25 protein-coding genes, 1 tRNA gene and 1 pseudogene are annotated in these 26,075 nt (G+C 59.7%); 14 read left to right on the forward strand and 13 right to left on the reverse strand.

The window, feature by feature from the left end; translation table 11 throughout:
• Positions 1-89: 89 nt before the first annotated feature.
• Positions 90-2,981 (reverse strand): HD domain-containing phosphohydrolase, encoded by a 2,892-nt coding sequence (locus G5315_RS19765; protein ID WP_421333820.1) that lies wholly within the window; start codon positions 2,979-2,981, stop codon positions 90-92.
• Between the two features lie 210 nt (positions 2,982-3,191).
• On the opposite strand from G5315_RS19765, the gene G5315_RS19770 reads away from it, so the two are divergent.
• The 4 genes and pseudogenes from G5315_RS19770 (at position 3,192) to G5315_RS19785 (ending at position 5,254) form a co-directional block, all read left to right on the forward strand.
• The gene (locus tag G5315_RS19770; protein WP_421333822.1) at positions 3,192-4,181 is read left to right on the forward strand and encodes a luciferase-like monooxygenase; all 990 of its coding nucleotides are present in this window, start codon (positions 3,192-3,194) and stop codon (positions 4,179-4,181) included.
• A gap of 48 nt (positions 4,182-4,229) precedes the next feature.
• A pseudogene (locus G5315_RS19775) lies at positions 4,230-4,346 on the forward strand (VOC family protein); the annotation flags it as partial.
• A gap of 56 nt (positions 4,347-4,402) precedes the next feature.
• Positions 4,403-4,630, forward strand: coding sequence for a hypothetical protein (locus G5315_RS19780; RefSeq protein ID WP_421333846.1), 228 nt, complete (start codon positions 4,403-4,405; stop codon positions 4,628-4,630).
• 123 nt (positions 4,631-4,753) lie between these two features.
• Positions 4,754-5,254 carry a 2TM domain-containing protein gene (locus G5315_RS19785; protein ID WP_421333844.1) on the forward strand — a complete coding sequence of 167 codons (501 nt, stop codon included), beginning with the start codon at positions 4,754-4,756 and terminating at the stop codon, positions 5,252-5,254.
• Positions 5,255-5,372: 118 nt separating this feature from the next.
• Here G5315_RS19785 and G5315_RS19790 read toward each other — a convergent pair whose 3' ends face one another.
• From G5315_RS19790 to lptD, 6 genes are read right to left on the reverse strand one after another with little or no spacing between them, the layout of a single operon-like run.
• Complete coding sequence (locus G5315_RS19790; RefSeq protein WP_005358331.1) at positions 5,373-6,194, reverse strand: symmetrical bis(5'-nucleosyl)-tetraphosphatase; 822 nt, start codon at positions 6,192-6,194, stop codon at positions 5,373-5,375.
• Positions 6,195-6,200: 6 nt separating this feature from the next.
• On the reverse strand, positions 6,201-6,563 hold the full coding sequence (gene apaG, locus G5315_RS19795; protein WP_031227971.1) for a Co2+/Mg2+ efflux protein ApaG: 363 nt from the start codon (positions 6,561-6,563) through the stop codon (positions 6,201-6,203).
• Positions 6,564-6,567: 4 nt separating this feature from the next.
• The gene (gene rsmA, locus G5315_RS19800) at positions 6,568-7,380 is read right to left on the reverse strand and encodes a 16S rRNA (adenine(1518)-N(6)/adenine(1519)-N(6))-dimethyltransferase RsmA (protein WP_005339016.1); all 813 of its coding nucleotides are present in this window, start codon (positions 7,378-7,380) and stop codon (positions 6,568-6,570) included.
• On the reverse strand, positions 7,370-8,365 hold the full coding sequence (gene pdxA / locus G5315_RS19805) for a 4-hydroxythreonine-4-phosphate dehydrogenase PdxA (protein ID WP_421333824.1): 996 nt from the start codon (positions 8,363-8,365) through the stop codon (positions 7,370-7,372). Before pdxA ends, rsmA begins: the two co-directional genes overlap by 11 nt.
• Positions 8,365-9,663 (reverse strand): peptidylprolyl isomerase SurA, encoded by a 1,299-nt coding sequence (gene surA, locus G5315_RS19810; protein ID WP_421333826.1) that lies wholly within the window; start codon positions 9,661-9,663, stop codon positions 8,365-8,367. Before surA ends, pdxA begins: the two co-directional genes overlap by 1 nt.
• A 26-nt stretch (positions 9,664-9,689) precedes the next feature.
• Positions 9,690-12,134: an LPS assembly protein LptD gene (gene lptD, locus G5315_RS19815; protein ID WP_110303425.1), complete on the reverse strand. Its 2,445-nt coding sequence runs from the start codon at positions 12,132-12,134 to the stop codon at positions 9,690-9,692.
• Between the two features lie 174 nt (positions 12,135-12,308).
• Between lptD and G5315_RS19820 the strand changes: the two genes are divergently transcribed.
• Genes G5315_RS19820 through djlA form a run of 3 tightly spaced genes read left to right on the forward strand, consistent with a single transcriptional unit; the run spans position 12,309 to position 14,840 of the window.
• Positions 12,309-13,319 carry an aminoglycoside phosphotransferase family protein gene (locus tag G5315_RS19820; RefSeq protein WP_421333828.1) on the forward strand — a complete coding sequence of 337 codons (1,011 nt, stop codon included), beginning with the start codon at positions 12,309-12,311 and terminating at the stop codon, positions 13,317-13,319.
• Positions 13,316-13,984 (forward strand): N-acetylmuramate alpha-1-phosphate uridylyltransferase MurU, encoded by a 669-nt coding sequence (murU, locus tag G5315_RS19825; protein WP_421333830.1) that lies wholly within the window; start codon positions 13,316-13,318, stop codon positions 13,982-13,984. Before G5315_RS19820 ends, murU begins: the two co-directional genes overlap by 4 nt.
• A 19-nt stretch (positions 13,985-14,003) precedes the next feature.
• Complete coding sequence (gene djlA, locus G5315_RS19830; RefSeq protein WP_421333832.1) at positions 14,004-14,840, forward strand: co-chaperone DjlA; 837 nt, start codon at positions 14,004-14,006, stop codon at positions 14,838-14,840.
• A gap of 81 nt (positions 14,841-14,921) precedes the next feature.
• Here djlA and G5315_RS19835 read toward each other — a convergent pair whose 3' ends face one another.
• On the reverse strand, positions 14,922-16,373 hold the full coding sequence (locus G5315_RS19835) for an aminoacyl-histidine dipeptidase (RefSeq protein WP_219594688.1): 1,452 nt from the start codon (positions 16,371-16,373) through the stop codon (positions 14,922-14,924).
• Positions 16,374-17,320: 947 nt separating this feature from the next.
• On the opposite strand from G5315_RS19835, the gene gpt reads away from it, so the two are divergent.
• The 5 genes from gpt to G5315_RS19860 all read left to right on the forward strand — a co-directional run bounded on the left by gpt (position 17,321) and on the right by G5315_RS19860 (position 22,255).
• Positions 17,321-17,788 (forward strand): xanthine phosphoribosyltransferase, encoded by a 468-nt coding sequence (gene gpt, locus G5315_RS19840; protein WP_005339007.1) that lies wholly within the window; start codon positions 17,321-17,323, stop codon positions 17,786-17,788.
• 172 nt (positions 17,789-17,960) lie between these two features.
• The gene (frsA, locus tag G5315_RS19845; RefSeq protein ID WP_100654469.1) at positions 17,961-19,229 is read left to right on the forward strand and encodes an esterase FrsA; all 1,269 of its coding nucleotides are present in this window, start codon (positions 17,961-17,963) and stop codon (positions 19,227-19,229) included.
• A gap of 62 nt (positions 19,230-19,291) precedes the next feature.
• A complete protein-coding gene (gene crl / locus G5315_RS19850; RefSeq protein WP_005339003.1) occupies positions 19,292-19,684 on the forward strand; it encodes a sigma factor-binding protein Crl in 393 nt (130 codons plus the stop codon).
• A 179-nt stretch (positions 19,685-19,863) separates the two neighbouring features.
• A complete protein-coding gene (gene proB, locus G5315_RS19855) occupies positions 19,864-20,967 on the forward strand; it encodes a glutamate 5-kinase (RefSeq protein ID WP_201973445.1) in 1,104 nt (367 codons plus the stop codon).
• 34 nt (positions 20,968-21,001) lie between these two features.
• On the forward strand, positions 21,002-22,255 hold the full coding sequence (locus tag G5315_RS19860; RefSeq protein ID WP_421333834.1) for a glutamate-5-semialdehyde dehydrogenase: 1,254 nt from the start codon (positions 21,002-21,004) through the stop codon (positions 22,253-22,255).
• A 96-nt stretch (positions 22,256-22,351) separates the two neighbouring features.
• Here the strand turns inward: G5315_RS19860 and G5315_RS19865 are convergent, their stop codons facing one another.
• Genes G5315_RS19865 through rsgA form a run of 5 tightly spaced genes read right to left on the reverse strand, consistent with a single transcriptional unit; the run spans position 22,352 to position 25,186 of the window.
• Positions 22,352-22,741: a hypothetical protein gene (locus G5315_RS19865; RefSeq protein ID WP_421333836.1), complete on the reverse strand. Its 390-nt coding sequence runs from the start codon at positions 22,739-22,741 to the stop codon at positions 22,352-22,354.
• Positions 22,742-22,743: 2 nt separating this feature from the next.
• Entirely contained in the window at positions 22,744-22,995 is a 252-nt protein-coding gene (locus tag G5315_RS19870) for a DUF2960 domain-containing protein (protein WP_005338984.1), read from the reverse strand.
• Entirely contained in the window at positions 22,985-23,254 is a 270-nt protein-coding gene (locus tag G5315_RS19875; protein WP_005349372.1) for a VF530 family DNA-binding protein, read from the reverse strand. Before G5315_RS19875 ends, G5315_RS19870 begins: the two co-directional genes overlap by 11 nt.
• On the reverse strand, positions 23,251-24,123 hold the full coding sequence (asd, locus tag G5315_RS19880; RefSeq protein ID WP_421333838.1) for an archaetidylserine decarboxylase: 873 nt from the start codon (positions 24,121-24,123) through the stop codon (positions 23,251-23,253). Before asd ends, G5315_RS19875 begins: the two co-directional genes overlap by 4 nt.
• Before the next feature lie 28 nt (positions 24,124-24,151).
• Positions 24,152-25,186 (reverse strand): small ribosomal subunit biogenesis GTPase RsgA, encoded by a 1,035-nt coding sequence (gene rsgA / locus G5315_RS19885; protein WP_421333839.1) that lies wholly within the window; start codon positions 25,184-25,186, stop codon positions 24,152-24,154.
• A gap of 91 nt (positions 25,187-25,277) precedes the next feature.
• Here rsgA and orn point away from each other — a divergent pair, with 91 nt between their 5' ends.
• Positions 25,278-25,823, forward strand: coding sequence for an oligoribonuclease (gene orn / locus G5315_RS19890; protein ID WP_058057259.1), 546 nt, complete (start codon positions 25,278-25,280; stop codon positions 25,821-25,823).
• 178 nt (positions 25,824-26,001) lie between these two features.
• Positions 26,002-26,074: transfer RNA gene (locus tag G5315_RS19895), tRNA-Gly, on the forward strand.
• Position 26,075: the final 1 nt, after the last annotated feature.

The following is a 26,075-nucleotide window of genomic DNA, read 5'->3' on the forward strand; positions in this document are numbered from 1 at the left end:
TCTATTGCTCCCCCTTCGCTATAGGGGCACCGTTATAACCAGCCCGGGGCGTTCAGGCCAGCCCGCAAATGTAAGAAGATATGACCCAGCTAGGCCTGTGCGGCCAGCAGTGCGGTTTCATCCACCTGATCCAGTTGGGCGGTCTCGAGGAAGCGTCTGGCGTAATCGCGCCAGATACCGCTGCTGACAAACAGAACGAACAGATCCGGGTCGATATGCTGTTCACGTACCATGCTCTGCATGATGGCAAGAGCCTGGGAGACCGTCTTGCCAGATTTGTAGGGGCGATCACTGGCGGTCAGAGCCTCGAAAATATCGGCGATAGCCATGATGCGGGCCGGTACGCTCATCTGTGATCCGGTCAGCTGGCGTGGGTAACCCTTGCCATCCATCCGCTCGTGATGGCCGCCGGCAATCTCCGGCACGCAGCGCAGATGACGGGGGAAGGGGAGGTGCTCCAGCATGCGTATGGTCTGGATGATGTGCTCGTTGATCTTGTAGCGCTCCTCCTCGGTGAGGGTTCCCCTGCTGATGGCAAGGTTGTATCTCTCCCCCCGGTTGTAGAGATGGTGCGGTACCTTGACCTTGAAGCCCCAGGGATTGTGCTCGTCGAACCGATCTCCATCCGGACGAGGCACAAGGTGCCAGCACTTGTCGGCCAGCAGTGGCTCGAGGCAGGGCAACTCGGGAGATGGTTCTTTCTGACGCAGCTTGATCTCCTCCCGGCTGATGCCGAGCCGATCGTCCAGGGTGCGCAGCCAGGTGCGGCTGGCGATGGCGTCGAGCCGTTCAATCTTCTCGGGGGCCATCCACTCGCCACCCAGATTGCACTCGGCGATGAAGGCAAACTCCTGATCCAGCTCGGCCCAGCGCGGGGCTGCCTCTTCCCGGCAGGCACTTCTGATCTCTGATGACAAGCGGGCAGCGAGGCTCTCGATATAGACATCCCGCTTGAGTACTTCAAAACGGGTGCGGATCTCGTGGATCCGGTCGTAGAGGGTCTCCAGTTTGGTGGCCTTGTCGACCACGAACTCCGGGGTGGTCACCTTGCCACAGTCATGTAGCCAGCTGGCGATATGGATGGCTTCCCACTCCTCCTCGTTGAGAGTGAAATCGGCAAAGGGGCCCTGTCGCTGGGCGCAGGCCGCCTCGGTCAGCATCCGGGTCAGCTCCGGCACCCGCTGGCAGTGACCGCCGGTGTAGGGGCTCTTGGCGTCGATGGCGCCGGCCATCAGCTCGATAAACGATTCGAGCAGCTGTTTCTGCTCTTCCAGCAAGCGCTGGTTCTCGATGGCGGAGGCGGAAGTGCCCGCCAGCGCTTCGATGAGGCTGATGCGCGATGCCAGCTCCTGTTCGCTGCAGCGTGGCAGGATCAGCAGGAGGTATCCGATCAGCTCCTGACGATGGTTGCAGAGCGGCTCAGCCACCAGCTGGCATGGGTCGGGAAAGGAACCCCAACTGTCCAGGTGTTGCCTCCATGTCGCCTCATCCAGGCTGAGGGAGATGCGCTGGGAAGTGGCCATGCCGGATAGCAATGGTTGTGGCCATGGAACCTGCCCAAGGGGCAGCTCGGTTTGCTGCCAGCGGGCCTGGACCGGCTGCATCTTTTGCTGTTGGGCCAGGTAGAGGCTCCCCCCTTTTGCCTGTACCGCGGCGATGGTTTCATGCAGGATGCGGCTTAGCAGGGAGTCGAAGCGGTGCTCTGCAGCCAGTGCTCTACCCATGTTCATGAAGTTGCCGAGGGTTTGGCGCATGCCGGACATGGTGCGGGCAAGGTCATCTATCTCCCGGATGGCCGATTCTGGAACCTGCCCCTCGCCAAAGTCGAAACGCTGGATCCGCTCGGCCTCGCGGGTCAGGGCCAGCAGTGGGGTAGCGGTACGGCGGGAGACCATCCAGATTACTGGCAGCAGCAACAACAGGCTGGTCAGCGCCCATGCCATATTGATCAGTGCTTCATTGCGTGCCTGCTGATAGAGCAGATCTGCCGAGACCAGCAGGGCGATGTAAAAAGGGGTGTCCTTGCCGAGGGGGGAGATATTGACCAGCCACTCTTGTTTTTCCCCTGTGGTCAGGGTCAGCTCCCGGGGAGAACCATCCAGCAGCACAGGCGTCCTCTCTAGCCTAGTTTTCAGCTCGGCCATGACTGGGCTGCCCAGAGCCGTGATCGCTGGCAGCTGGGTTAGCTGATCATAGGCTGGCAGATGTACAGGATCGGCCGCCAGTAGGGTCGCGGAGCGATCGAACAACACTACCTGGCTTTGGAGCGGCAACTGCAGCTCGCCAATCAAGGCCGAGAGCCCCTCGACACTGGCATCCAGCCCGATCACGGCTCGTTGGCTATGGCTGGTGACAGCCAGCGTCATGCCTGGCTCCCTGGTGGTAAAAAAGAGATAGGGGGTGGTGGCGACAATCTTTGATGAACCGCGAGCCAGCCGGTACCAGTCGCGGCTGCGGGGATCGAATCGATAATCCGCCATGGCTCGCCGTGCCAAAAGTTGCAGCTGCTCGTCAAAATAGAGGAACTCTCCCCGCCCGCTACTCAGGCTCTGAACCAGCAACTGGCTGCCTTCAGGCACTGCCTGCAACGTGGCCCGGGCCCGTTCCGTGAGTTTTCGTACCAGAAAGAAATCGCCACTCTCATAGCCGATGTAGACGGCACCATAGCTGTCGCGATTGGCCAGGATCTCTGCCAGCTGCGGCAGATACTCCAGTCGGCTTGCCAGATCGCTCATGTCGGCCAGTCGGCTGCTGGCTAGCAGGCTGAGGGACATGCGGGCTGGCTGCTCGTTCAGTTGCAGAGCGAGGGCCAGCTGTTCCCGGTACTGTTTGAAGTTGTGGCGCTCATGTTCCAGCATCTGGCGAGAACCCTGCTGGAACTGCAGCAGAATCAGCAGCATGCCCAGCACACTGAACAGCAGGGTAAACAGGGTGGCAATGTGAACGTAGAAGGGCTTGCGCCCGGATCTGGCAGTGATCATGGACATTTCCTTGTCACAGTGATGCTTGCGGAGACGATCTGTCAGCAGTGTGTCAATACGATAACAGAAATGACAATAATGGCCTGATATCTGTGCTTTTCCATGGTTGCCCACTGCCAGGCAGAGCTTGGCAGGAGATAGTGATTCATTCAGGTATCCCGTGCTACATTGCCTCACTTGTTACTGGCCTGTAAATCAATGGAGTGACCCATGTCTGCCATCCCCTATTCCGTGCTCGATCTGGTGCCTGTTGCCGAGGGTTCCGTGCCTGCCGAGTCGTTTCGCCGTTCACGGGATCTTGCCCGCCATGCCGAGGGTTGGGGTTACCAGCGCTACTGGCTTGCCGAGCATCACAACATGCCGGGCATTGCCAGTGCCGCTACCTCGGTGCTGATCGGCCATCTGGCCGAAGCCACCACCACTCTGCGGATCGGGGCGGGTGGCATCATGCTGCCGAACCACTCGCCGCTGGTGATTGCCGAGCAGTTTGGAACTTTGGCTTCTCTCTATCCCGACCGCATCGATTTGGGCCTTGGTCGCGCCCCCGGTACCGATCAGCGCACCATGCGGGCGCTACGGCGTATGCGCAGTGGCGAGGTGGATGATTTCCCGGCCGATGTGCGTGAGCTGATGAGCTACTTTGGCGACGAGATCGGCGCGGTGCAGGCGGTGCCCGGCCAGGGGCTGCATCTGCCCATCTGGCTGCTGGGTTCCAGCCTTTACAGCGCGCAACTGGCGGCGGCGATGGGTTTGCCGTTCGGGTTTGCCTCCCATTTTGCTCCCGCCATGTTGCTGCAGGCGCTGGAGATCTATCGTAGCCAGTATCGCCCCTCTGCTCGCTGGCCCAAGCCCCATGCGGTGGTCTGCATCAACATGATCGCCGCCGACAGCGAGAAGGAGGCCCGCTTCCAGTTCACTACCGTGCAGCAGCAGTTCTTGCGCCTTCATCGCGGTGATGCGGGCAAGCTGCCCGCGCCGGTCGTCCAGCTTGGCGACGAGTGGGCACCTCGTGAGTTGATGGCGATGGAGCAGACCCTGACCCGCTCTCTGGTGGGCGACCCTGAGCAGGTTCGTCACGGCCTCAAGGCGCTGCTGGCGGAAACCCGTGCCGATGAGCTGATGTTCAATGGGCCCATCGTCGATCATCAGGCCCGATTGCGCTCCTTTGAAATTGGCGCCGAGCTGATGCAGAGCCTGTAAGCCATAACGAACCCTACTGTCGCGGTGGATGGGCCGTATTGGAATCCCATGGTACCGGAGCTGTCGGTTACCGATCTGGCTCGATCTCTGGTTTTCTATACCGGTTTGTTGGGCTTCTCGGTCCGCTATCGGCGCGATGACCCTCCTTTTGCTTATCTTGAGCAGCAACAGATACAGCTGATGCTGGAGCAGGTACATCCGGGGGTTGGCAGGTCGGGGCGTTGGAGCCACCGTTCGGTCGGGGGATCAATCTGCAGATGGAGCTGGCCGAGATCCAGCCGCTACTCGACCGATTGCAGGCCGCCGAGATTGCACTTTTCCGGCAGCCCACTGAGGTCTGGTATCCAGTGGGCGAGATGCTGGCCGGGCAGCGCGAATTTTTGCTGCAGGATCCCGATGGTTATCTGTTACGGTTTGTGCAATATCTGGGGGAACGAGCGGCTGACTGACAAGAACAAAATCTTAACCAGCTGATTTTAAAGGACTGTCAGATGTATGTCGGCTATCTGTCGTGTCACCTTTCGCGGCGCAAGCCCTATGCTGGCCCTGTCAATTACCACAAGGAGTTCGAGATGATCGTCAGGAAGTTGAGATTGCAACGGGGTTGGTCCCAGGATCAGTTAGCAACGTTGACTGGTTTGAGTGTCCGCACTATCCAGCGGATCGAGCAGGGGCAGCAACCCGGACTGGAATCTCTCAAGGCCCTGGCCGCTGTCTTTGAACTCGATGTGGCTCAACTGGATGGATCAGAGCAACAGGAGCGCGAGATGAGAGGAAGTGACACTATGGCTCAGGATGCGGTGCAGGTATCGGCAGAGGAGCGGGCGGCAATGCGCTATGTGGAGGAGCTCAAGGGCTTCTATCACCATGCCGCCAGCTACGTGGTGGTGATCTGCGGGCTGTTTGTCATCAACTACCTGAGCAATCCGGAGTATATCTGGGCCTGGTGGCCAACCCTGGGCTGGGGGCTGGGACTTGCCTCCCATGCTGTTCGGGTGTTTCAGCCCTTCAAGCTGTTTGGCCCCGAGTGGGAGCGGCGCCAGATTGAGAAGCGGCTGGGGCGCAAGTTGTAACTTCATTCGCCGGAAAACAGGGAACCTAAAACAGCAAGCCCGGCAGATTGCCGGGCTTTGTTATTGGTGCGGGTTGTTGCAATCCGTGTGGCAGCGACCGCCAGATTGCTGCGTCCCTCTAGCTGGCGTGAACCGGGCAGGGGGTTGCGATCAGGGCATCATCCTCGTAGCGCCACAGGGTCAGGCTGTTGCCCCAGACACAGCCGGTATCGAGCGCTTTGATATCGCTCTTGCCGGTGTTGCCCATCAGGGCTGCCCAGTGGCCGAACACCAGAATGGGGTCGTCCACGTGATGCTCGCGCTGCTCGAACCAGGGCCGCAGGCCCGGGGTCGACTCCTTGGGGCCCTTCTTGCATTTGAAGTCGAGACGACCGTCGAAATAGCAGAAGCGCATCCGGGTGAAGGTGTTGATGATGTAGCGGTAGCGGTCGATCCCGACCAGATCATCTTTCCAGCCATCGGGCTGGTCGCCGTACATGTTGTGCAGCAGCCAGCTGTACTGGTCACCGCGCAGCAGGCTCTCTACCTCGCGGGCGCAGTTGCGCGCGGTGCGGACATCCCATGCGGGGGAGATCCCGGCATGCACCATCATGATGGGCAGATCCGGATGTTCGGCCAGTAGCGGGCGGTGGCGCAGCCACTCCAGCAGTTCATCCCGATCAGGGGCATCCATCAGGCTTTGCAGCTTGTCTTTCTTCTTGAGCGGTGCAACGCCATCGGCGACCGCCAGCAGGTGCAGGTCGTGGTTGCCGAGCACGGTAACGGCGCGGTTGCCCAGCCCTTTGACAAAACGCAGGGTATTGAGGGAGTCCGGGCCGCGGGCGACCAGATCGCCGCAGAGCCAGAGCACGTCATTTTCGGGATCGAACGCGGCAAGATCCAGCAGACGGCGCAAGTCGTCGTAACAGCCCTGGATGTCACCGACAAAACAGTTCGCCATGAAACCTCAGTTGATAATATTGGGGATCGCCAGCGTGAAGGGGGCGATGGGCGCCTCGAACTGCTGACCAGAGCCATCTTGCAGGGTATAGCTCCCTTCCATCACCCCAAGCGGGGTCGCCAGCGGCACGCCGCTCTGGTAGCGGTAGGTCTCACCTTCGGCAATGACGGGTTGTTCCCCGACCACGCCCGGGCCTGCCACTTCCAGCATCTTGCCATTGGCATCGGTGATGAGCCAGCGCCGATGCAGCAGTTGCACCGGGCCGGGCCCCAGATTCTCAATCTCGATCAGATAGTGAAACTGGTAAGGGTCTTTTGATCCCGCCACATACACGGGGTATGGGCGGATCTCGATGTGCGGGAGTGCCACAGGATCAGGCCTGTTGCTGATCCGCCAGCCAGTTGGCGATCATGACAAACTGCTCGAGGGAGAGATTCTCCGGGCGCAGGTTGCCATCGATACCAAGCTCGGTCAGCTGGGCGTCGGTGATGAAGTTGGAGAAGCTGTTGCGGATGGTCTTGCGACGCTGGCCAAAGCCCTCGGTACAGACGCGATTCAGACAACGAATGTCTTTTGCGACTATGGTCGGATTCTTGTGCGGGATCAGGCGAACCACGGCAGAGTCCACTTTCGGCGCCGGTTTGAAGGCGCCCGGGCCCACTTCCAGCACAGGCACTACCTGACAGTAGTACTGGGTCATCACGCTCAGCCGGCCATAAGCCTTGCTGCCCGGGCCAGCGGCCAGACGCAACACCACTTCCTTTTGCAGCATGAAGTGCATGTCTTCGACCCGATCTGCGAACTCGCACAGGTGGAAGATGAGCGGGGTGGAGATGTTGTAGGGCAGGTTGCCGAAGATGCGCAGCGGCCCCTTGCCTTCACCCATCAGGGTGCCGAAGTCGAAACGCATGGCATCCGCTTCGATGACGGTCAGCTTGTCTTTGAGGGTCGGGTGCTCGCGCAGACGAGCTGCCAGGTCCCGGTCCAGCTCGACCACGGTCATTTTGTCCATCTGGGCGGCAACCGGCTCGGTCAGCGCGGCCAGACCCGGACCGATCTCCACCAGATTCTGACCTGGCTGCGGGTTGATGGCGGCGACGATTTGATCGATCACATACCGGTCGTGCAAGAAGTTCTGACCGAAACGCTTACGGGCCGTGTGGCCCATGTGCACCTTACTGCTCATATCTTTTTTTCTCTACCATCTTGATGGCGTGGTTAATCGCGGTGACAAGGCTGCCCGGAGCGGCCAGGCCCTTGCCTGCCAGATCCAGCGCGGTGCCGTGATCTACCGAAGTGCGGATGAAGGGAAGCCCCAGAGTGATATTGACCGAACTGCCGAAGCCCTTGTATTTGAGCACAGGCAGCCCCTGGTCGTGGTACATGGCGAGTACCGCATCCGCATCCTTGAGGTATTTCTCCTGGAACAGGGTGTCGGCCGGCAACGGGCCGACCAGATCGATCCCTTCCTGGCGCAGGGTGGCCAGGGCGGGTTCGATCACGTCAATCTCTTCACGTCCGAGATGGCCACCTTCCCCAGCGTGGGGGTTGAGGCCGCAGACGTAAATACGGGGTTTGGCGATGCCAAACTTGGTGGCGAGATCCTCGTTGAGGATCCGGATCACCTTGCCGAGGCGATCCTCGGTGATGGCCATCGCCACATAGGCCAGCGGAATATGGGTGGTCGCCAGTGCGACCCGCAGCCCCTCGGTTGCCAGCATCATCACCACATCGGCGGTGTTGGATTGCTGGGCAAAGAACTCGGTGTGGCCGCTGAACGAGACCCCGGCCTGGTTGATGATCCCCTTGTGCACCGGCCCGGTCACCACGGCGGCAAATTCGCCGCTCATGTTGCCATCGCAGGCACGCTGCAGGGTCGCCAGCACATAGGCGCCATTGCCTTCGTTCAGCTCGCCCGGCACCACGGGGGCGCCGAGGGAGACCGGACAGACGGTCAGGGTGCCCGCCCGCTGGGGGCGGGCAGGGGCGGCGGCATCGTAGGGCTCAAGTTCGATGGGCAGCCCAAGCAGGATTGCCCGCTCGCGCAGCAGCGCCGGATCGGCGATCACCACCAACTGGTGGGGCCAATCCTGCTGGGCAATCTGCAGCACCAGATCCGGGCCGATCCCAGCCGGTTCGCCCGGGGTAACGGCAAGGCGACGGCAGCTCATCAGCTACCGGCTCCTTCGATCTGGATGTAGGCCTCGTCACGCAGCTCATCCAGCCACGCCTGGGACTCTTCCACGAAGCGACGGTTGTAGATCAGCTGGTAGGCGCGCTGCTCCTGAGCCTTGTCGGTCGCATCCTGGCTGCGGCGATCTTCCACCTGCACGATGTGCCAGCCATGGCTGGTTCGGAACGGGGCACTGATCTGGCCCGGTTGCAGACGGTTGACCATGTCGCGGAACTCGGGGACATAGACGTTGGGATCAGACCAGCCCAGTTCGCCACCCTGCACCGCAGAGCCCGGATCTTCGGAATACTTCTCCGCCATGCTGGCGAAGTTGGCCTTGCCGCTCTTGATGTCGTGCAGAATGCCATCCAGCATCCCCTTGGCTTTCTCTTCGCTCAGGATGATGGAGGGCTTGATCAGGATATGACGGGCCTTCACCTCGCTCTGCATCACTTGCTGCTGACCCTTGGTGTCGAACACCTTGATGATGTGTAGGCCGGCACCGGAGCGCAGCGGGCCGACGATATCGCCCTTCTGGGCACCCTGTACCGCTTCGGCCATCAGGGTCGGCATCTCTTGCGGGCTCATCCAGCCCCAGTCACCCCCTTCCAGCGCCTTGGGACCATTACTCTCGGCAATGGCCAGTTTGCGGAAGTCGGCACCCTGCTTGAGGGCGGCCAGAATGCGCTCGATCTTGCTCTTGGCGGCATCTAGCTGGGCGGCAGTGGGGTTGTCCGGCAGTGCAATCTGGATATGGCCGACATGGTATTCGTTCTGCTGTTGACCCTGTTTCTTCAGGATCTCCACCACCTGCTTCACCTCCTGCTCGGAGATGTTGATACGGCGGCGCACCTGATTGCGGCGCACCTCGTTCATCAGGATCTCGCGGCGAACCTCTTCCCGATACTGGGCATAGGTCATCCCTTCACGGGCGAGCTGGGCGCGCAGCTGATCCAGGGTCATCTTGTTGTCGGCAGCGATGCCCTGAATAGCCTGTTCCAGCTGGGTGTCGCTGATCTTCAGCCCCTGGCGCTCCGCCAGTTGCAGCTGCAGGCTCTCCTGGATCAGCCGATCCAGCGCCTGTTTGCGCAGGGTGGCGTCGTCAGGCAGGGACTGGCCGCTCTCCTGAGCGGAGAGTTTTACCTTGTTGACCAGTGCGTCCTGTTGGCTGGACAGCACCACGTCCTTGTTGACCACGGCCAGCACCTTGTCCATCAGCTCAGGCGCAGCCAGTGCGGCCTGGCTCATAGCACCGAACATTCCCGCGGTCAGCAGGGCAATCAGGGTCTTTTTCATATCCATCTCTCAAGGCTGGGCCAGCATCATTGCTGGCCTTTCAGATTAAACGGGCGAACATAGGGCAACAGCTCGGTATCCAGGGTGACGCTACGGCCACCGGTACCCACGCTGCCAAGTCCCTTCATTTCAAACTGCAGACCAATGACTTTTTCCGAAGTAGGCTTCAGGGTGACGTTGTCCGGCTGATTGTGCCACTCCAGGCTCATGTTGATGCTCCAGCAGCAGGAGTCGTATTTGACACCGATCTTGCGGTCAATGTTCACATCCTGCTTGATGTCACGGTAGTAACCGCCATACATCTGCCACTGATCGGCGATCGGCGCCATCATCACCAGACCCGCCTGGCTCAGATCTTCTGCCAGCGCCGTGTTGGTCGGATAGCGATAGTCCAGGTTGCCATCCTTGATGTAGCGGTAGTTGACCTGAGTGGTCAGCTTGCCGGTCCGGTACTCGACTGCACCGTTGCCAGCCGTAAATTCACCCTCGGAGGTATCGTACTGGGTCCCCGCGTGGGCAAACCACTCATCGGTGATCCGGGCATCCCCCTCGAACGAGAGCAGGGAGCGGGCGTTGGTGCTTTCCGGATTTGAAGGGTAGAGGCGCACCTTGGGTGGCGTCATTTCGAAGGCCTGGGCCACCGCCAGACGCAACCGTTCATCACCCACATTGTCATAGACCCGGCTGGTCAGGCCAACGGTGACCCGATTGGCATCGCTGATGCGGTCGAGACCGGCAAAGCGGCGGTCACTGAACAGGCTGTAGTAGTCCTGACGGGTGGTGGTGGAGTCGTAGATCCCGATCTCGTCCTGATTTTTGTAAGGGATATAGAGGTACTGGAACTCGGGTTCCAGGGTTTGGGTGCCCTTGCCATCATACCAGTCGAGCGGCCGATCGAAGTTGACGCCCCCCTTGAGCCGGAAGGACGGCAGAGTTCGGGTAATGGTGCCGTCTTTCAGGGTCAGCTGTTTGCTGTCTGCATCGGTGAAGCGGCTGCGGTCCTGGCTAACCAGATTATCGGGTACCTCCTGGTTGTAGGAGGTAAACATCAGCTTGTACTGACTGGTCAGGTAGTAACCCGGTGCATCCACCAGGGGCACGGTCAGGGTTGGCGCCAGATGCAGGCGGGTGGCGGTATAGCGCTCACCTGCTTGCAGAGTGGCGGCACTGCCACTGTCATAGCCAAACTTGGTCAGTTCACTGTTCCAGGCCAGATCGAACCACTTGCCTTGCTGATAGTAGTTGTAGTCGATACGCGGCAGCATCTCGTGGGGCAGCAGCGCATATGGGCTCAGGATCTGGTAGCGGCGCACCTCGGAGGTGAGGTTCCAGTTGGGCTGGTAGTAGCCGGCGGTAAAGGATTGCTGCAACTGGCTGTCGACCTGAGTACCCACTTGCGGGCTGAAGTCGTTGAAGTAGTTGTAATCCTTGTCGCGCACCTGGGTGTAGTCGATACCAAAACGCAGGCTGCCATCCATCAGGGCGGAACCGTGGCGGACGTTCATCAGGTAGCGATGTCCATCGGACAGGCCAGCCAGACTCGGATTGCTCGGGCTGTACTGCTTGTCATCCGCCAGATTTTCAAAATAGAGAGTGCCGGTGTGGGCTGGGTCCGGCATGTAGCGGAACTCCACCTGCTCCATCAGGCCGCGTTTATCCATAAAACGGGAGGTGATGGTGGCATCGTAGTTGGGAGCTATGTTCCAGTAGAAGGGCTGGGTGATATCCATGCCGTTGCTGGAGCTTTGCTTGTAACCCGGGTAGAGCAGACCGGTCTTCCGCTCATCCTTGATGGGGAAGTTGATATAGGGGAAGTAGAACACCGGGTAATCATAGAGCCAGAGGCTGGCATTCCAGGCTTCGCCGAACACCTCTTTCTGGTCGATGTCGATACTGCCCGCCTTGAGGGTCCACACTTCCTGACCGGGGGGACAGGTGGTGTACTGGGCCCCCTCCATGGTGATGTTCTGGTTGTTGTTGGTCATCACCACGCGCTTGGCAAAGCCGCGCACCGGTGAGCCATGCACCTGATACTTGCCCTCTTCCAGTTCGGAGTTCTTGGTATCCAGGTTGGATTTGAGGGTCTTGTCGCTGGTGACGGTCACCTGACCGTCGTTGTAATAGATGTTGCCGATGGCGATGACATCCCGGCTCTTCTGGTCGAGCTGGGCATAGTCAGAGTCAAACTTGCGAACACCCTGACGAACCTTGACGTCACCTTCATAGACGGCGGTGCCGCCCTGTTTGGCCTCGAGACGGTCGGCATCAACCTCGACCGGCTGTGCGTTGGCATCCTGATCCGATGCAGGCTTCTCTATCTTGGGAACATAGTCATAGCAGAGACTATCGAGAATGCCGGTGGCTGGCGGCGCTTCGAACGGGGCCGCCTGCACCATCATAGGGGTGAGTGCGGGGGCCAGGCTGATAGTCAGGGCGATGGGATAGCGGTACCCCAGTGTCCATTTTGTCATGTGAAAGACTCGTGCAATCCGTGATAGATACGGTTGATCCAAGGCATGCATTTTACGACAGGTTTCATCGAGTTGACATTGCATGTCATTGCTTTATGTTAGCCGGCAATGATAAAGCATTATTGCGGCCAGGGCTAACAGCCAAGTGCTGCTTTCCACCTTGGTCCTCTACTTATGCACGATCGCGATTCCCTGCTATTGCAGTGGGCACGCCGTATTTCCGGTGATGCCACTCTCACGCTTACCCTCATTTCCGGTGATGCCAGCTTCCGCCGCTACTCTCGTGGTGGTGGTTTGGTGTGGGTGGATGCCAATCCGAAAACCGAAAAAAATCATGAGTTTGTTCGTAACGCGGCCGCCTTGCAGGCGCGTCAGCTGTTGGCGCCAGAGGTGAAGGCGGTGGACTACGAACAGGGTCTGCTGGCGGTCAGTGATCTGGGCGATACCCAGCTGATCAGCTGCCTGAACGAGAACAACGTGCTGGCCTGGTATGGCAAGGCGATTGATTTGCTGCCCCGCCTGGGGGCGGTTGAACTGGCGCTTGAACCCTTCGATGCGGCTTTTATGGCGCGGGAGAACAGCATTTTCCCCGAGTGGCTGCTGGGTCATCATCTGCAACTGACCCTGAGCCATGAAGAGCAGCAACTGCTGGACGAGACCTTTGCCTGCCTCACCGCCTGCAATCTGGCCCAGCCGCAGGGGGTGATGCATAGAGATTTTCACAGTCGCAACCTGATGGTGTGTGGCGGAGACACTCCTGATAGCAGCGAACTCGCCATCATCGATTTTCAGGATATGGTCATCGGGCCGCTTACCTATGACCTGGTCTCCTTGCTTAAAGATTGCTACATACGCTGGCCTGACGAGGTGATCGATGAAGGGATGCGCCACGGCTTTGCCACCCTGCAACAGGCGGGTCTGCTTGGCGAGCTCGATTATGCCAGTTTCCGTCGTGATGCCGACCTGACCGGCATGCAGCGCCACCTCAAAGCGGCGGGGATCTTCACCCGGCTCTATCATCGCGACGGCAAGTCCGGCTATCTCAAGGATATTCCCCGTACCCTCGGCTACGTGGTGGATGTCTGTCGCACTCATGGTAGTGCCTATCCGGTATTGGCCCGTTTTGGTCAGTGGCTGGAGCAGGTGGTGTTGCCGGGGATCGCCAATGCTGGGGTGAAACCATGAAGGCGATGATCCTGGCCGCTGGCCGTGGCGAGCGGATGCGCCCGCTGACCGACCTGCTGCCCAAGCCGCTGCTGGCGGTGGGGGGCAAACCGCTTATCGTCCACCATATCGAAAAGTTGAAGTCAGCTGGCGTGACCGAGCTGGTGATCAACCACGCCTGGCTCGGCCACAAGCTGGTCGAGAGCCTTGGTGATGGCCGTGCGCTTGGCGTGACCATCCACTGGTCAGCCGAGGAGAGCGCGCTGGAGACCGCGGGCGGCATTGTGCAGGCGCTGCCGCTGCTCGGCTCTGAAGCCTTTTTGGTGATCAACGGTGATACCTGGCTCGATCTCGATTATCACACTCTGGTCAGCCAGCCCCTTGGCGATGATTTGGCCCACCTTTGGCTGGTGCCCAATCCGCCCCAGCACCCGAGCGGGGACTTTGCCCTGCAAGAAGGGCGAGTCGTGGATACGCCAGCGTTTACCTTCAGCGGGGTCGGACTATATGATCCGGCGGCGTTTGCCGGTCTCGCGGGCGGCGCCCGCAAGCTGGCGCCTCTGCTCCGTGACTGGATGGCGCAAGGGCGGGTGGGCGGCAGCCTGCTCGCTGGCGAGTGGCGTGATATCGGCACGGTCGATCGACTGCGCGAGCTGGATGGCCAGCTCCAGGCCCGCACTCATTAACTTCAAGAGGTCTTGAACCATGCGTATTTGGGGTAAGGTGCTGGGCGCCTTCTTCGGTTTTCTGCTCGGCAATATCATCGGCGCCCTGATTGGCCTCTGGATCGGCCACCGTTTCGACCGTGGCATGGGGCTGCAAGGGGCGTTTCGTCGCGGCCCGAGTCAGGAGCAGCAAGCCGTCTTCTTCCACGCCACCTTCTCGGTGATGGGCCATATCGCCAAGTCCAGCGGTCAGGTGACCGAGCAGGAGATCCGGGTTGCCTCCAACCTGATGGATCGGATGCGGCTCGTGGGTGAACAGCGTGCCCGGGCACAGGAGTCGTTTCGTCTCGGTAAAGAGGCCGACTTCCCGCTGCGCGAGACCCTGGCCGAGTTCCGCCGTGCTAGCCTCGGGCAGCGCGACATTCTGCGCTTCTTCCTCGAGGTACAACTGCAGGCGGCCTTTGCCGACGGGCGGGTGGAGGAGGGCGAGCGCGCCATTCTGCACACCATTGCCGACGAGCTGGGCTTCAGCCGCATCGAGTTGGCCCGCATTCTGGCGATGGCCGAAGCGCAGATGAACTTCTTCAATCAGGCCCATGGCCAGCAGTATCAGGGGGGCCATTCCGGTGGCCAGCAGTATCGGCAGGCGGCACCCTCTGCGGATCGCCTCAAGAATGCCTACCAGTTGTTGGGGGTAAGCGAGAGCGACAGCGATCAGGATATCAAGCGCGCCTACCGCAAGGAGATGAGCAAGCATCATCCGGACAAGCTGGCCGCCAAAGGGTTACCGCCGGAGATGATGGAGATGGCCAAGGAGAAGACCCAGGAGATCCAGCAAGCCTGGGAGTGGATCCGCGAAGCTCGCGGCATCCGTTAAGCGCCAAAATCTGGCTGTAACAGACAATAAAAAGCCCCGCAGCAGTGCGGGGCTTTGTTTTGCCGTATCGCGCAGGCCGGGTTATTTGGCCGGAATCGCTTCCAGCACGTGCACCAGCAGTTGCCAGAAACGCTCGACCGCCGGGATATGTACCTTCTCGTCAGGGGAGTGGGCACCGCGGATGGTCGGGCCGAAGGAGACCATGTCCCACTCCGGATAGGCGCTCTTGAACAGACCGCACTCGAGGCCGGCGTGGATCACCATGACGTTGGGCATGGTGCCGAACAGGGTCTGGTAGCTGTTGCGAACCAGCGCCATGACGGGGGAGTCCACGTTCGGCGCCCAACCCGGGTAGGCACCGGTGAATTCGCAGCTGGCGCCTGCCAGGGTGAACAGGGAGCGGGTCATCTGCTCGATGCTCTCGCGGCCGGAGTCAATCAGGGAGCGGATCAGGCACTGGACGTACACTTCGCCATCCTGAGTCTTGATGACCCCTAGGTTGGTAGAGGTTTCGGTCACGCCGGGCATGGCATCGCTCATGCGCATCACGCCGTTCGGGCAGGCCATCAGGGCATCCAGCAGGCGCTGCTGCAGGGAGACGCTCATCAACTTGGCCGGTTTGGCGGCGTTGTTGACCAGCACGGTCAGGTTCGGCTCGGTGGCGGCCAGTTCGGTCTGGTAGATCCCGGTGTAGCGGTCAACCAGCGCCTTGAACTCGTTTACGCTGACAGCAGGCACCAGCAGGGTGGCACGGGCTTCGCGCGGGATGGCGTTGCGCAGAGTGCCGCCGTGGATCTCGGCCAGACGCACACCCAGCGGCTCGGCTGCTTTGAGCAGACGCACCAGCAGCTTGTTGGCGTTGCCACGGCCGCGATGGATATCGCAACCGGAGTGGCCGCCACGCAGCCCTTTTACGGCCAGCTCGAACGCTTCGCCTTCGCTGGCGTCAACCAGCTCGAGCGGGAAGCGGATATTGGCATCCACACCGCCAGCGCAGCCCATATAGACCTCGCCATCCTCTTCGGAGTCGGTGTTGAGCAGAATTTCGCCCTCCAGCCAGCCCGCTTCCAGACCGAATGCGCCGGTCATGCCGGTCTCTTCGTCTGTGGTCAGCAGCACTTCCAGCGGACCGTGCTTGATGGTCTTGTCAGCCAGCACAGCCAGGCAACCGGCCATGCCGATGCCGTTGTCGGCACCCAGAGTGGTGCCACGGGCAGTGACCCACTCGCCATCGACATAGGCATCGATGGGGTCGGTCGCGAAGTCGTGTTTGGTGTCGGCGTTGGCCTGCGGCACCATGTCGATGTGGGCTTGCAGTACCACGGCTTTGCGGTTTTCCATCCCCGGGGTGGCCGGTTTCTTGATGATGATGTTGCCGACCTTGTCCTGCTTGACCGCCAGACCTTCCCCTTGAGCCCATTGGATGATCCAGGCGCTCAGTTTGGCTTCATGTTTGGAAGGGTGGGGAATGGAGCAGATCTGTTCGAAGAAATGCCAAATCAGTTTGGGAGAGAGAGAGCTAAGCTGTGCCACGTCGGGACTCCTTACCAGCACGGAATTAACAGGGCCCCATCAGCGGGCCGGGGAAGAGGATAACGATAATACAGTCAATCACACAAAAATGTGAGCAATCAGCGCAAATCGCAGGCAGCTTGTGCTGGCTGATGGCAACCAGGCAGTACGATCGTCAGGTTCGGACGACGCTGACCGATAGAAAAGAAAATGTGTGACCGATCTCACAAAAATATTGAATTTAACGCACCGACTGGTAAATTAGCTCCCGTGGTTCGCCACACGTCAGGATGACGATGAAAGCCTCCAGGGAACCGAAGCAAAGCAAGTGCGCCTCCATGGAACCGAGTGTTCGTTCAAGGATTTGAGCCCGCATTAAAGGTACGTAACTTGTTAAGCAATCAGGAGTTTCAATATGCCAGGCAGCAACTCAACCTATTGGTTTGCCCCTTCTTTGTATACCCAGGGTTTCAGCTACCCTAACCCCTTCGTCACTCGTCGCTAAGACGAGCTGCCCAACCAGGCAGAGGCGAGAAAGCAGCAGGTGCGTGAGGTAAATCCTCCCCCTGCTATTTTTTTATCTGCGATTTGCCGCACAGCCCATTAGGACTCGGCAGCAGGGACGGCAGGTTAGTCGTTTGGCGCTCTAGATGTGCCGAATGGAGAGGGTGATGCCGATTTTTCCTGTTTTTGGCATACGTTTGCCAGGCATTTTCTCTGCAAACGGTGCTATCATATCGGCCCAACAGCCTGTCCGCGGTTTGGACACATCATCTAACCGATCGCCGGATAAGCCCATCTTGCTTCCATTGTTATCAGATTTGCTGCCGAGGCTTAGCCCTGAGGCAGCCGAAGTGCAATCTGAATTCAGTCGGGCAAGGGCCGCCATTTACTGGCATCCGCAGGGAGAATTGCGGGTGTTTTTATTTTAAGTGATTGTTTTTAAATAACTATTCGAGATCGATAACATGCCGAAAAAGTTCTATGTGTCGTGGGACAACCTGCAACGTGAAGCTCGCCGTCTGGCCCGTCGTCAGCTGCCTGTCAGCCAGTGGAAAGGTATCATCGCGGTCAGCCGTGGTGGTCTGGTGCCCGCAGCCCTGATGGCCCGTGAACTTGGCATTCGTAATGTGGAAACCCTCTGCATCTCCAGCTATGACCATGACAGCCAGCGCGAGCTGGTGGTCGTGAAGGCTGCCACCACCGCCGGTGACGGCGAAGGTTGGTTGGTGGTGGAAGATCTGGTGGATACCGGCACTACCGCCAAGGCGATCCGCGAGCTCTATCCGAAAGCCAAGTTCATCGCGATCTTTGCTAAGCCGATGGGCGAAGCGCTGCTGGACGATTTCGAAGTGGCGATCCCGCAGGATACCTGGATTGAACAGCCGTGGGATATGGCACTGGAGTTCGCCACACCGATCTGCGACGAAAAGTAACGGGATCGGGATGTGATGCTCGCTGCGTCCATTGGTCGCAACCGGCAATAATGGTTTCACAGGGCTCCAATTTGGAGCCCTGTTTTTTTGTGTATCAATCTGTTGTAGGGTGGCTGATGGGCAGTAAAAGTGGTTAAGATGAGCTATTGCCTGATATGAATGGGACACTATCTTGGACTTGAACGAAGACCTAAACCTGACCGAACAGCTCTTTACCCGCGTCAAGAAGGTATTGGAAACATCCGAGATCTCCAACTCCAGTGCGGCTGATCTGGCGCAAGCCGACTCAGACGAGATGTTTATCGACGGCTCCATGTCAAAGAGCTGGTATCGCCTGCTGCGCCGCCCCTCCTGGACCTGGCAGGGGGCTGATCCCATCGAAGTGGAGCAGACCCTGGCCCGTATCGCCATGGCGACCGGCGAGCGCACCCATGACTGCTATCTCGATACCATCAAGGGCTATGTGCCCGGCAACTGGATCTACGAGTGGAGCCAGGTGGCTGGCAACTATTTCAAGCAGGGCCGAGAATTGCGCGAGAAGGGTGATCCTTCTGGCGCCTTGAAACAGCTGCTCAAGGCGGTGCGCTACTACTCCATCGCCAGCTATCCCCATCTCAAGGATGATGAACTGGCGGATCAGGCCCAGCTGCTCGGTAACATGGCCTATCGCGAGGCGGGTCGCCTGTTCAAGGTGCCGCTCAAAGAGATCCAGGTGCCTTTTCGCGGCAAGCATATTCAGGGTTATCTCCACCTGCCGACTACCGAAAAACCGGTGCCGCTGGTGATCATCAGCGGCGGGATCGACTCCCTGCAGCTCGATTTCCTCAACTTCTATCTCAAACGGCTCGAGCCCAACGGTATCGGCATGCTCTCCCTCGATATGCCCGGGGTTGGCTATGCCGAGCATTGGCCGCTGGTGCAGGATACTAGCCGTCTCCATCAGGCGGTGCTCCATTACCTCTCCGAAGTGGCCTGGGTCGATCATCAGCGTATCGCCATGGTGGGGATGCGTCTGGCGGGCAATATCGCAGCCAGACTGGCCTTTATCGAACCCTTTAAGCTGCGCACCGTGGTCTGTGTCGGCGCCGGTGTCAATCAGGTGTTTACCAATCAGGAGCTGTTTGCCAAGTGTCCGCGCATGATGCGGGACAGTCTGGCCAACCGGTTGGGGGCCGATGCGGCGCAGTGGGACGGCATGCGTACCAAGTGCCAGGTTTTTTCACTTAAAACACAAGGATTACTGGGGACTCGCACCTCAGTGCCGATATTGAGTATTGGACACAAGCGAGATTTTATTTGTCCCGAGCAGGATGTACGGGCATTGGCGGCGGCCAGTCGTAACGGCAAGGCCATCGTATTCGACAAGCAGCCTTTGCTGGAGGTGTATGACAAGGCGCTGGACGAAATCGTCGAGTGGCTGAAACAGCATTTGTGTACCTGACATTGCGCTAAAGAACTGACGCCATCCCGAGGTGGCGCGGCTTGTTTAACAGGGAGGTTAACATGTCTGAAAGAGTGACCTACAAGCGACTGCTGAGGCAGTTTGCTGCCATTGGCCCCTATTTGCGTGAGGATCTCTGCGAAGAGGGGCGTTATCGTTTCGACTGCCTGTCGGTCTGTGTCAGCGCCAAGCCGGCGCCGGACAAACGGGAGTTCTGGGGCTGGTGGCTGGTGCTGGAGCAGGACGATCACCATTTCCGTTACCATTATCAGCTCGGTTTCTACAATGCTGATGGTGAGTGGCTGGACAAGCCGATCCCCAAGAAGCACCAGGTAGAAGTGGAGCGGACCCTCAACCGTTTCTACAAGCTCATCAGCGACAAACTGACGGCACTGGAGTGCCAGTTAGCGCCAGCGGATCAGGTCACCAATGAGTTGACCGTGACCGCCGCTTGATCCCTGATGCCCGGCGAGCAGCATCCCGCTGTTTGCCGGGCCATCAGTCAGCCATCTTCCCTTCCGCCCGCAATCATCCGGGCCTTTGCCACATCTCCTCCCTCCGGCGTTAATTGCCTTGCAGGGCTCCATGGCCGTGGGTATAAAGATATTCCTTACTTTTTAGCCTTTATGCTCCCATGGAAAACAGAACCATAGTCGTCAAGTTGGGCACCAGCGTGCTCACAGGGGGGTCTTCCCAGCTCAATCGTGCCCATATGGTCGAGCTGGTCAGACAGTGTGCGGCCTTGCACCGTCACGGCCACAGGGTTGTGGTCGTCACATCAGGAGCTATCGCCGCCGGGCGTGAACATCTGGGCCACCCGCCACTGGCGCCAACCCTGCCCAACAAGCAGATGCTGGCGGCGGTTGGTCAGACCCAGCTTATTCGGGTATGGCAGGATCTGTTCAACCTCTACGGTCTGCATATCGGCCAGATGCTGCTGACCCGCGCCGATCTGGAAGATCGGGAGCGCTACCTCAACGCCCGCGACACCATGCGAACCCTGCTCGATCACCGCATTATTCCGGTCATCAACGAAAACGATGCGGTGGCGACCGCCGAGATCAAGGTCGGCGACAACGACAACCTCTCCGCACGGGCCGCCATTCTGGCGGATGCGGATCTGTTGATCCTGCTGACAGACCAGAAGGGGCTCTTTACCGCCGATCCGCGCACCAATCCCGATGCCCAGCTTATTGAAGAGGTGCAGACTATCGACGATACCCTGCGCTCGCTGGCGGGTGACAGTGTCAGCGGCCTCGGCACCGGCGGCATGGCTACCAAGCTGCAGGCCGCCGATGTGGCACGCCGCGCTGGTGTCAACGTGGTGATCGCGACCGGCCAGATGCCGGAGGTGATCGGCCGTCTTGCCAAGGGTGAGCGGATTGGCACCCTGTTCCCGGCGCTGGCGTCCCCGCTGGAAGGGCGCAAGAGCTGGATCCTGGCAGGCCCGCCCCCTCACGGCGAAGTGCATGTGGATCAGGGGGCTGTCGCCGCCATGAAGGATAAAGGCTCCAGCCTGCTGCCCAAGGGGATCGTCGCGGTCAGGGGTGACTTTATTCGAGGCGATGTGGTGCGGATCCTAGATCCCAAAGGCGCTGAGCTGGCGCGCGGTATCTGCCGTTACGACCATCTGGAGCTGGATAAGCTGCGTGGCGTCCACTCGGATCAGATTGAGCAGGTACTGGGCTATGGATATGGTTCAGTAGCCATCCATCGAGACGATATGGTGCTGCTCTAATCAGGGCGGCACGACATGAACAAAGGGAACCGAGATGAGTCTGGAGAAAATGGGGCAGGCGGCCCGTGAAGCCGCCTATCAGCTGGCTACCATCAGCACGGCGCAGAAGAATCGGGCGCTGGCCGCCATCGCCGACGAGCTGGAGGAGCGCAGTGAGCAGATCCTCGCAGCCAATGCGAAAGATATCGCCGCTGGCCGTGAGGCAGGCTTGTCAGAAGCCATGCTGGATCGCCTGCTGCTCAATCCGGCCCGGCTGGCCGGGATTGTGGCGGATGTGCGCAAGGTGATCACGCTGGATGATCCGGTCGGCGCTGAAATGGATAGCCGGGTGCTGGAAAATGGCCTGCGGCTCTCCCGTCGTCGGGTGCCCATCGGGGTTATCGGCGTCATCTACGAGGCGCGACCCAACGTCACCATCGATATCGCCAGTCTCTGCCTCAAGACCGGCAACGCCAGCATACTCCGCGGCGGGCGCGAGACCTTCCACTCCAATCTGGAGCTGGTGCGGGTGATCCAGCATGCCTTGGCGGCCTCCGGTCTGCCCGAGGCGGCGGTGCAGTACATCGACAACCCGGATCGGGCGCTGGTCGGCGAGTTGCTGCGCCTAGACCGCTATGTGGACATGATCATCCCCCGTGGTGGCGCGGGCCTGCACAAGATGTGCAAGGAGAACAGCTCCATCCCGGTCATCATCGGCGGGTTCGGTATCAGCCATATTTTCGTCGACGAGAGTGCTGATCTGGTGCGCTCTCTGGCGGTCATCGACAACGCCAAGGTGCAGCGCCCCTCCGCCTGCAATGCCCTCGATACCCTGCTGGTACACGAGAAAGTCGCTTCGGCTTTCCTGCCGCAGCTGGTGACGCTGATGAACGAGCGCAAGGTGACGCTGGTGGCCGCGCCCAACGCCATGAGGCAGTTGGCGGGTGCCGACAACCTGTGCGAGGCAGGGCCGGAGGATTTCGATACCGAGTGGCTCGGGCTGACCCTGGGGGTCAAGTTAGTGGCGGATGTGAACGAGGCGCTGGCCCATATGCGCGAGCACAACGCCGGCCACTCCGATGCCATCCTGACCAACGATCTGGCCAACGCTGAGCGTTTTGTCAATGGCGCCGGTTCGGCGGCTGTCTATGTCAACGCCTCCACCCGTTTCACTGATGGTGGCCAGTTTGGTCTGGGGGCTGAAGTGGCGGTCTCGACCCAGATGCTGCATGCCCGTGGCCCCATGGGGTTGACCGAGCTCACCAGCTACAAGTGGGTAGGGCAGGCCGATTACCTCAGCCGCGCCTGATAACCGGTTGTGTCAGATACAAAAATGCCGACCACTGGGTCGGCATTTTTTTCGCTGGTATCGCGCCGATACCACGCAGTGCGCTATCGCTCGGAGTTATTCCCCGTGATAGAGCACCTTGTCACCGGATTTGAGCACATAGCCCTTCCAGGGGAAGAGGGTGTAGCCGCTGCCCTGCCACGACCAGTTGCCCTCCGCACCTTGACGGGTCAGCAGGTGCTGCTCGCCGCTTGGCAGATGCAATTCGGCCTGCGTCTGGTCGGTGTTGAACATCACGAAGGCGCTGCTGGTCTGGCTGGTATCGGTCGGATTGAGCCGGATACCCTCTTCAAACAGGCGCACACATTTGCCAGTCAGCGCTGACCACTGATAGCCCGCACTGCCGATACAGCCGTGGCTGTCGCGATCGCCGCCCACCAGATGTTGTTCCGGTGTACTGCATGCCGCCAGCAGCAGAGAGGCGGCCATCAGAGTCAAGGTGCGCATGGTTACTCCTGAAGATCCCGTTCGATGACGATGTTGGAGAATCCCAGCTCCTTGAAGTAGTTCTCCTGGTAATCCTTCACGCTCTTTTTGTCACGGCGACAAACCTGAGCCAGCTGGGCCTCCATGGCGTGAAAACTGGTGAGATCCAGCCCTTCGGCAGCGGCGATGGCGTCGTAGATGCTGCGGAACTTGTCGTTCGCGTAGCCGATCTCTTTGGCCTGTTTTTTATAGGTGTAGGTAATCTTAAAGGCCATCTTGCCCTTCCTTCTTCGATTTGGCTTGCTTGCGCTGGACGTAGAGGTAGAGGCTTTCGACCTTCTCCCGAGCCCATGGGGTCTTGCGCAAGAACTTCAGGCTGGACTTGATGCTGGGATTATCGGTGAAGCAGCGGATATTGATCTGCTGCCCCAGCTCTTCCCAGCCGTAGTGTTCGACCAGCGCGGTGACGATGGCTTCCAGCGTCAGCCCGTGCAGCGGGTTGTTCTTCTGCGAGGCGTTCGGTTGCTCGCTCATGCCTGCTCCGCCAGCTTGGCAAAGGGCTGACCCATGCGGGTGGTGACCCCGTTGGCCAGATGGGGTTCGAAACCGGCCAGCATGCCCGGGCCAAACAGGCAGACGACAGTACTGCCCAGCTTGAACAGGCCCATTTCGGCGCCTTTCTGCAGGGTAATGGCCTCGTCGCCGCTGTAGTCCCAGCGCACCACCTTCTTCTCTTTGGTCGGCGCAATGTTGCCTGCCCAGATGGTCTCGATGCTGGCCACAATAGTGGCACCAACCAGCACCAGCGCCATGGGGCCGTGCGGGGTGCGGAAGGTGGCGACCACCCGCTCGTTGCGGGCAAACAGGTTGGGCACGTTCTCGGCGGTGAGCGGGTTGACGGAGAAGAGATCCCCCGGCACGAACACCATGCTCTCGAGCACGCCGTCCAGCGGCATGTGGATGCGGTGGTAATCCTTGGGCGCCAGATAGATGGTGGCGAAGTCGCCATCCTTGAACGGCGCAACCAGATCCTCATAGCCGCCCAGCAGCTCGCGGGCGCTGTAGTCGTGGCTCTTGGCCTGAATGATGCGACCCTGCTGGATCGGACCGAGCTGGCTGACGGTACCATCCACCGGCAGCGCCAGAGTCATGGCATCTTCTACCACGGGGCGGATACCGGGCTTGAGCTCGCGGGTGAAGAACTCGTTGAAGCTCTTGTAGTGGGCCGGGCTCTCGTGCAGCGCCTCGCTCATGTCGACCTTGTACTGCTTGATAAAAGCCTCGATCACTTTGGTGGTGATGTTGCCCGCTTCGGCAGCGGCAAATTTGCCGATCAGACGGGAGAGGGCGTGCTTGGGCAGACAGTATTGACCGGCAATTTTCAGGTTGTCAGTAATGCTCATGTTCATCATCAACGTAGGTTAAACAGGGTCACAGGCGCGCTTGCTGGCGACCGTGACGGGCTTCCTGCATGGTTTCCAGGATGCGGTGATAGTTGTGGAAGCGATCGGCGCTGATAGCGCCAGCGTCGACCGCGGCGCGCAGGGCACAGCCGGGATCGTCCTTGTGGGTACAGTCGCGGAACTTGCAGCCACCCAGATAGTCGCGAAACTCGACGAAGCACCAGGTGATGCGGTCGGCTTCCAGATGCCAGAGGGCGAACTCGCGGATCCCGGGGGAGTCGATGAGATCGCCGCCGCTGGGGAAGTGGTAGAGCCGTGCCGTGGTGGTGGTGTGCTGGCCGAGCCCCGAGTTTTCGGAGATCTCGCCGGTCAATACATCCAGCCCCGGCATCAGGGCGTTGGTGAGCGAGGATTTGCCCACCCCGGACTGGCCGACGAAGATGCTGATCTTGTCGGTCAGTGCGGCTTTAAGCTCATCCAGCCCTTCGCCGCTCTCGCAGCTCACCAGCAGCACCTCGTAATTGAGTTTGCGATAGGTTTCGAGCTGGCTCTCGATGCGCGCGCGGGCCACATCATCGAGCATATCGACCTTGTTCAGCACGATGAGGGGGCGGATCTCCACATCCTCGGCGGCCACCAGATAGCGGTCGACGATGTTGGTGGAGAACTCGGGCATCACCGCCGAGACGATGATGATCTGGTCGATGTTGGCGGCGATGGGTTTGACCCCGTCGTAGAAGTCCGGTCGGGTCAGTACCGAGTGGCGCGGATGCACCGCCTCGATGACGCCGGCGATGGCGGCATTGAGGCCGGGACGCCACACCACCTTGTCGCCGCACACCAGACTGCTGATGCTGCTGCGCCGCAGGTTGCTGCGGTGGATGGTGCCATCGCTCGCTTCCACGTCTGCGTGCTGACCAAAACGGCTGATCACCACCCCTTCGATGGCCGGGCCAAACAGGGTGTCATCCACCTCTGTGGTGTGCTCTTTTTGCAGCCGACGCTCGCGGTTGGCCTGGACGCGTCTTTGTTGACCCAGATTGAGTTTTGCTTTCTTTGCCACTCGATTCGCCAGTTTATGAACAGATCCAAAGCCAGTATGATACATGCAAATTGGCAAAATTCCGCCATTCCTCCCAACAGAGAGAGTAATCATGACAGTCAGCGCGCAGAACCTGGTATGGATCGACATGGAGATGACGGGTCTCGACCCCGAAGAGAACGTGGTACTGGAGATTGCCACCATCGTCACCGACAAGGACCTGAACGTGCTGGCCGAAGGGCCGGTGATCGCCATTCATCAGAGTGATGAAGAGCTGGCCAAGATGGACGACTGGAACGTCAACACCCACACCAAGAGCGGTCTGGTGGCCCGGGTCAAGGCGAGCCAGCATGACGAGGCGAAAGCCGTTGCCGAGACCCTCGCGTTCATTCGCCAGTGGGTGCCGGAGCGCACCAGCCCGCTGTGCGGCAACAGCATCGGTCAGGATCGCCGCTTCATGGTCAAGCACATGAGCGATCTGGAAGCTTTCTTCCACTATCGCAACGTCGACGTCAGCACCATCAAGGAGCTGGTACGCCGCTGGCAGCCGGAATTGCTGGATCAGTTCAAGAAGAGCGGCACCCATCAGGCGCTGGACGACATCCGCGAATCCATCGCCGAGCTGCAGTTCTATCGCAGCCACGTCTTCAAGATCTGATTCCCCGGCAAGGGTTTGTCATGCGCTGGCTGCTAAAATCGACAGTTCGGCCAGCTTTTGAGCGAACGCGCGCAACCAGACAAAAAAGCCCTTGCAATTGGAATGACTGCTCTTATAATTCGGCTCCCGTACAGTAGCGCAAGCAACCAAATGCTGTACGGCCTGTTTTAAGGTAGTTGCGGGAATAGCTCAGTTGGTAGAGCACGACCTTGCCAAGGTCGGGGTCGCGAGTTCGAGTCTCGTTTCCCGCTC

This window comes from Aeromonas sp. 603607 (assembly GCF_049171595.1).
Taxonomy (GTDB): domain Bacteria; phylum Pseudomonadota; class Gammaproteobacteria; order Enterobacterales; family Aeromonadaceae; genus Aeromonas; species Aeromonas veronii.

Bases quoted from the DNA above. Each gene is read 5' to 3' on its own strand.
- G5315_RS19765 (WP_421333820.1), bottom strand. From the start codon at position 2,981: ATGATCACTGCCAGATCCGGGCGCAAGCCCTTCTACGTTCACATTGCC.
- G5315_RS19770 (WP_421333822.1), top strand. From the start codon at position 3,192: ATGTCTGCCATCCCCTATTCCGTGCTCGATCTGGTGCCTGTTGCCGAG.
- G5315_RS19785 (WP_421333844.1), top strand. From the start codon at position 4,754: ATGATCGTCAGGAAGTTGAGATTGCAACGGGGTTGGTCCCAGGATCAG.
- G5315_RS19790 (WP_005358331.1), bottom strand. From the start codon at position 6,194: ATGGCGAACTGTTTTGTCGGTGACATCCAGGGCTGTTACGACGACTTG.
- rsmA (WP_005339016.1), bottom strand. From the start codon at position 7,380: ATGAGCAGTAAGGTGCACATGGGCCACACGGCCCGTAAGCGTTTCGGT.
- pdxA (WP_421333824.1), bottom strand. From the start codon at position 8,365: ATGAGCTGCCGTCGCCTTGCCGTTACCCCGGGCGAACCGGCTGGGATC.
- surA (WP_421333826.1), bottom strand. From the start codon at position 9,663: ATGAAAAAGACCCTGATTGCCCTGCTGACCGCGGGAATGTTCGGTGCT.
- lptD (WP_110303425.1), bottom strand. From the start codon at position 12,134: ATGACAAAATGGACACTGGGGTACCGCTATCCCATCGCCCTGACTATC.
- G5315_RS19820 (WP_421333828.1), top strand. From the start codon at position 12,309: ATGCACGATCGCGATTCCCTGCTATTGCAGTGGGCACGCCGTATTTCC.
- murU (WP_421333830.1), top strand. From the start codon at position 13,316: ATGAAGGCGATGATCCTGGCCGCTGGCCGTGGCGAGCGGATGCGCCCG.
- djlA (WP_421333832.1), top strand. From the start codon at position 14,004: ATGCGTATTTGGGGTAAGGTGCTGGGCGCCTTCTTCGGTTTTCTGCTC.
- gpt (WP_005339007.1), top strand. From the start codon at position 17,321: ATGCCGAAAAAGTTCTATGTGTCGTGGGACAACCTGCAACGTGAAGCT.
- crl (WP_005339003.1), top strand. From the start codon at position 19,292: ATGTCTGAAAGAGTGACCTACAAGCGACTGCTGAGGCAGTTTGCTGCC.
- proB (WP_201973445.1), top strand. From the start codon at position 19,864: ATGGAAAACAGAACCATAGTCGTCAAGTTGGGCACCAGCGTGCTCACA.
- G5315_RS19860 (WP_421333834.1), top strand. From the start codon at position 21,002: ATGAGTCTGGAGAAAATGGGGCAGGCGGCCCGTGAAGCCGCCTATCAG.
- G5315_RS19865 (WP_421333836.1), bottom strand. From the start codon at position 22,741: ATGCGCACCTTGACTCTGATGGCCGCCTCTCTGCTGCTGGCGGCATGC.
- G5315_RS19870 (WP_005338984.1), bottom strand. From the start codon at position 22,995: ATGGCCTTTAAGATTACCTACACCTATAAAAAACAGGCCAAAGAGATC.
- G5315_RS19875 (WP_005349372.1), bottom strand. From the start codon at position 23,254: ATGAGCGAGCAACCGAACGCCTCGCAGAAGAACAACCCGCTGCACGGG.
- asd (WP_421333838.1), bottom strand. From the start codon at position 24,123: ATGAGCATTACTGACAACCTGAAAATTGCCGGTCAATACTGTCTGCCC.
- orn (WP_058057259.1), top strand. From the start codon at position 25,278: ATGACAGTCAGCGCGCAGAACCTGGTATGGATCGACATGGAGATGACG.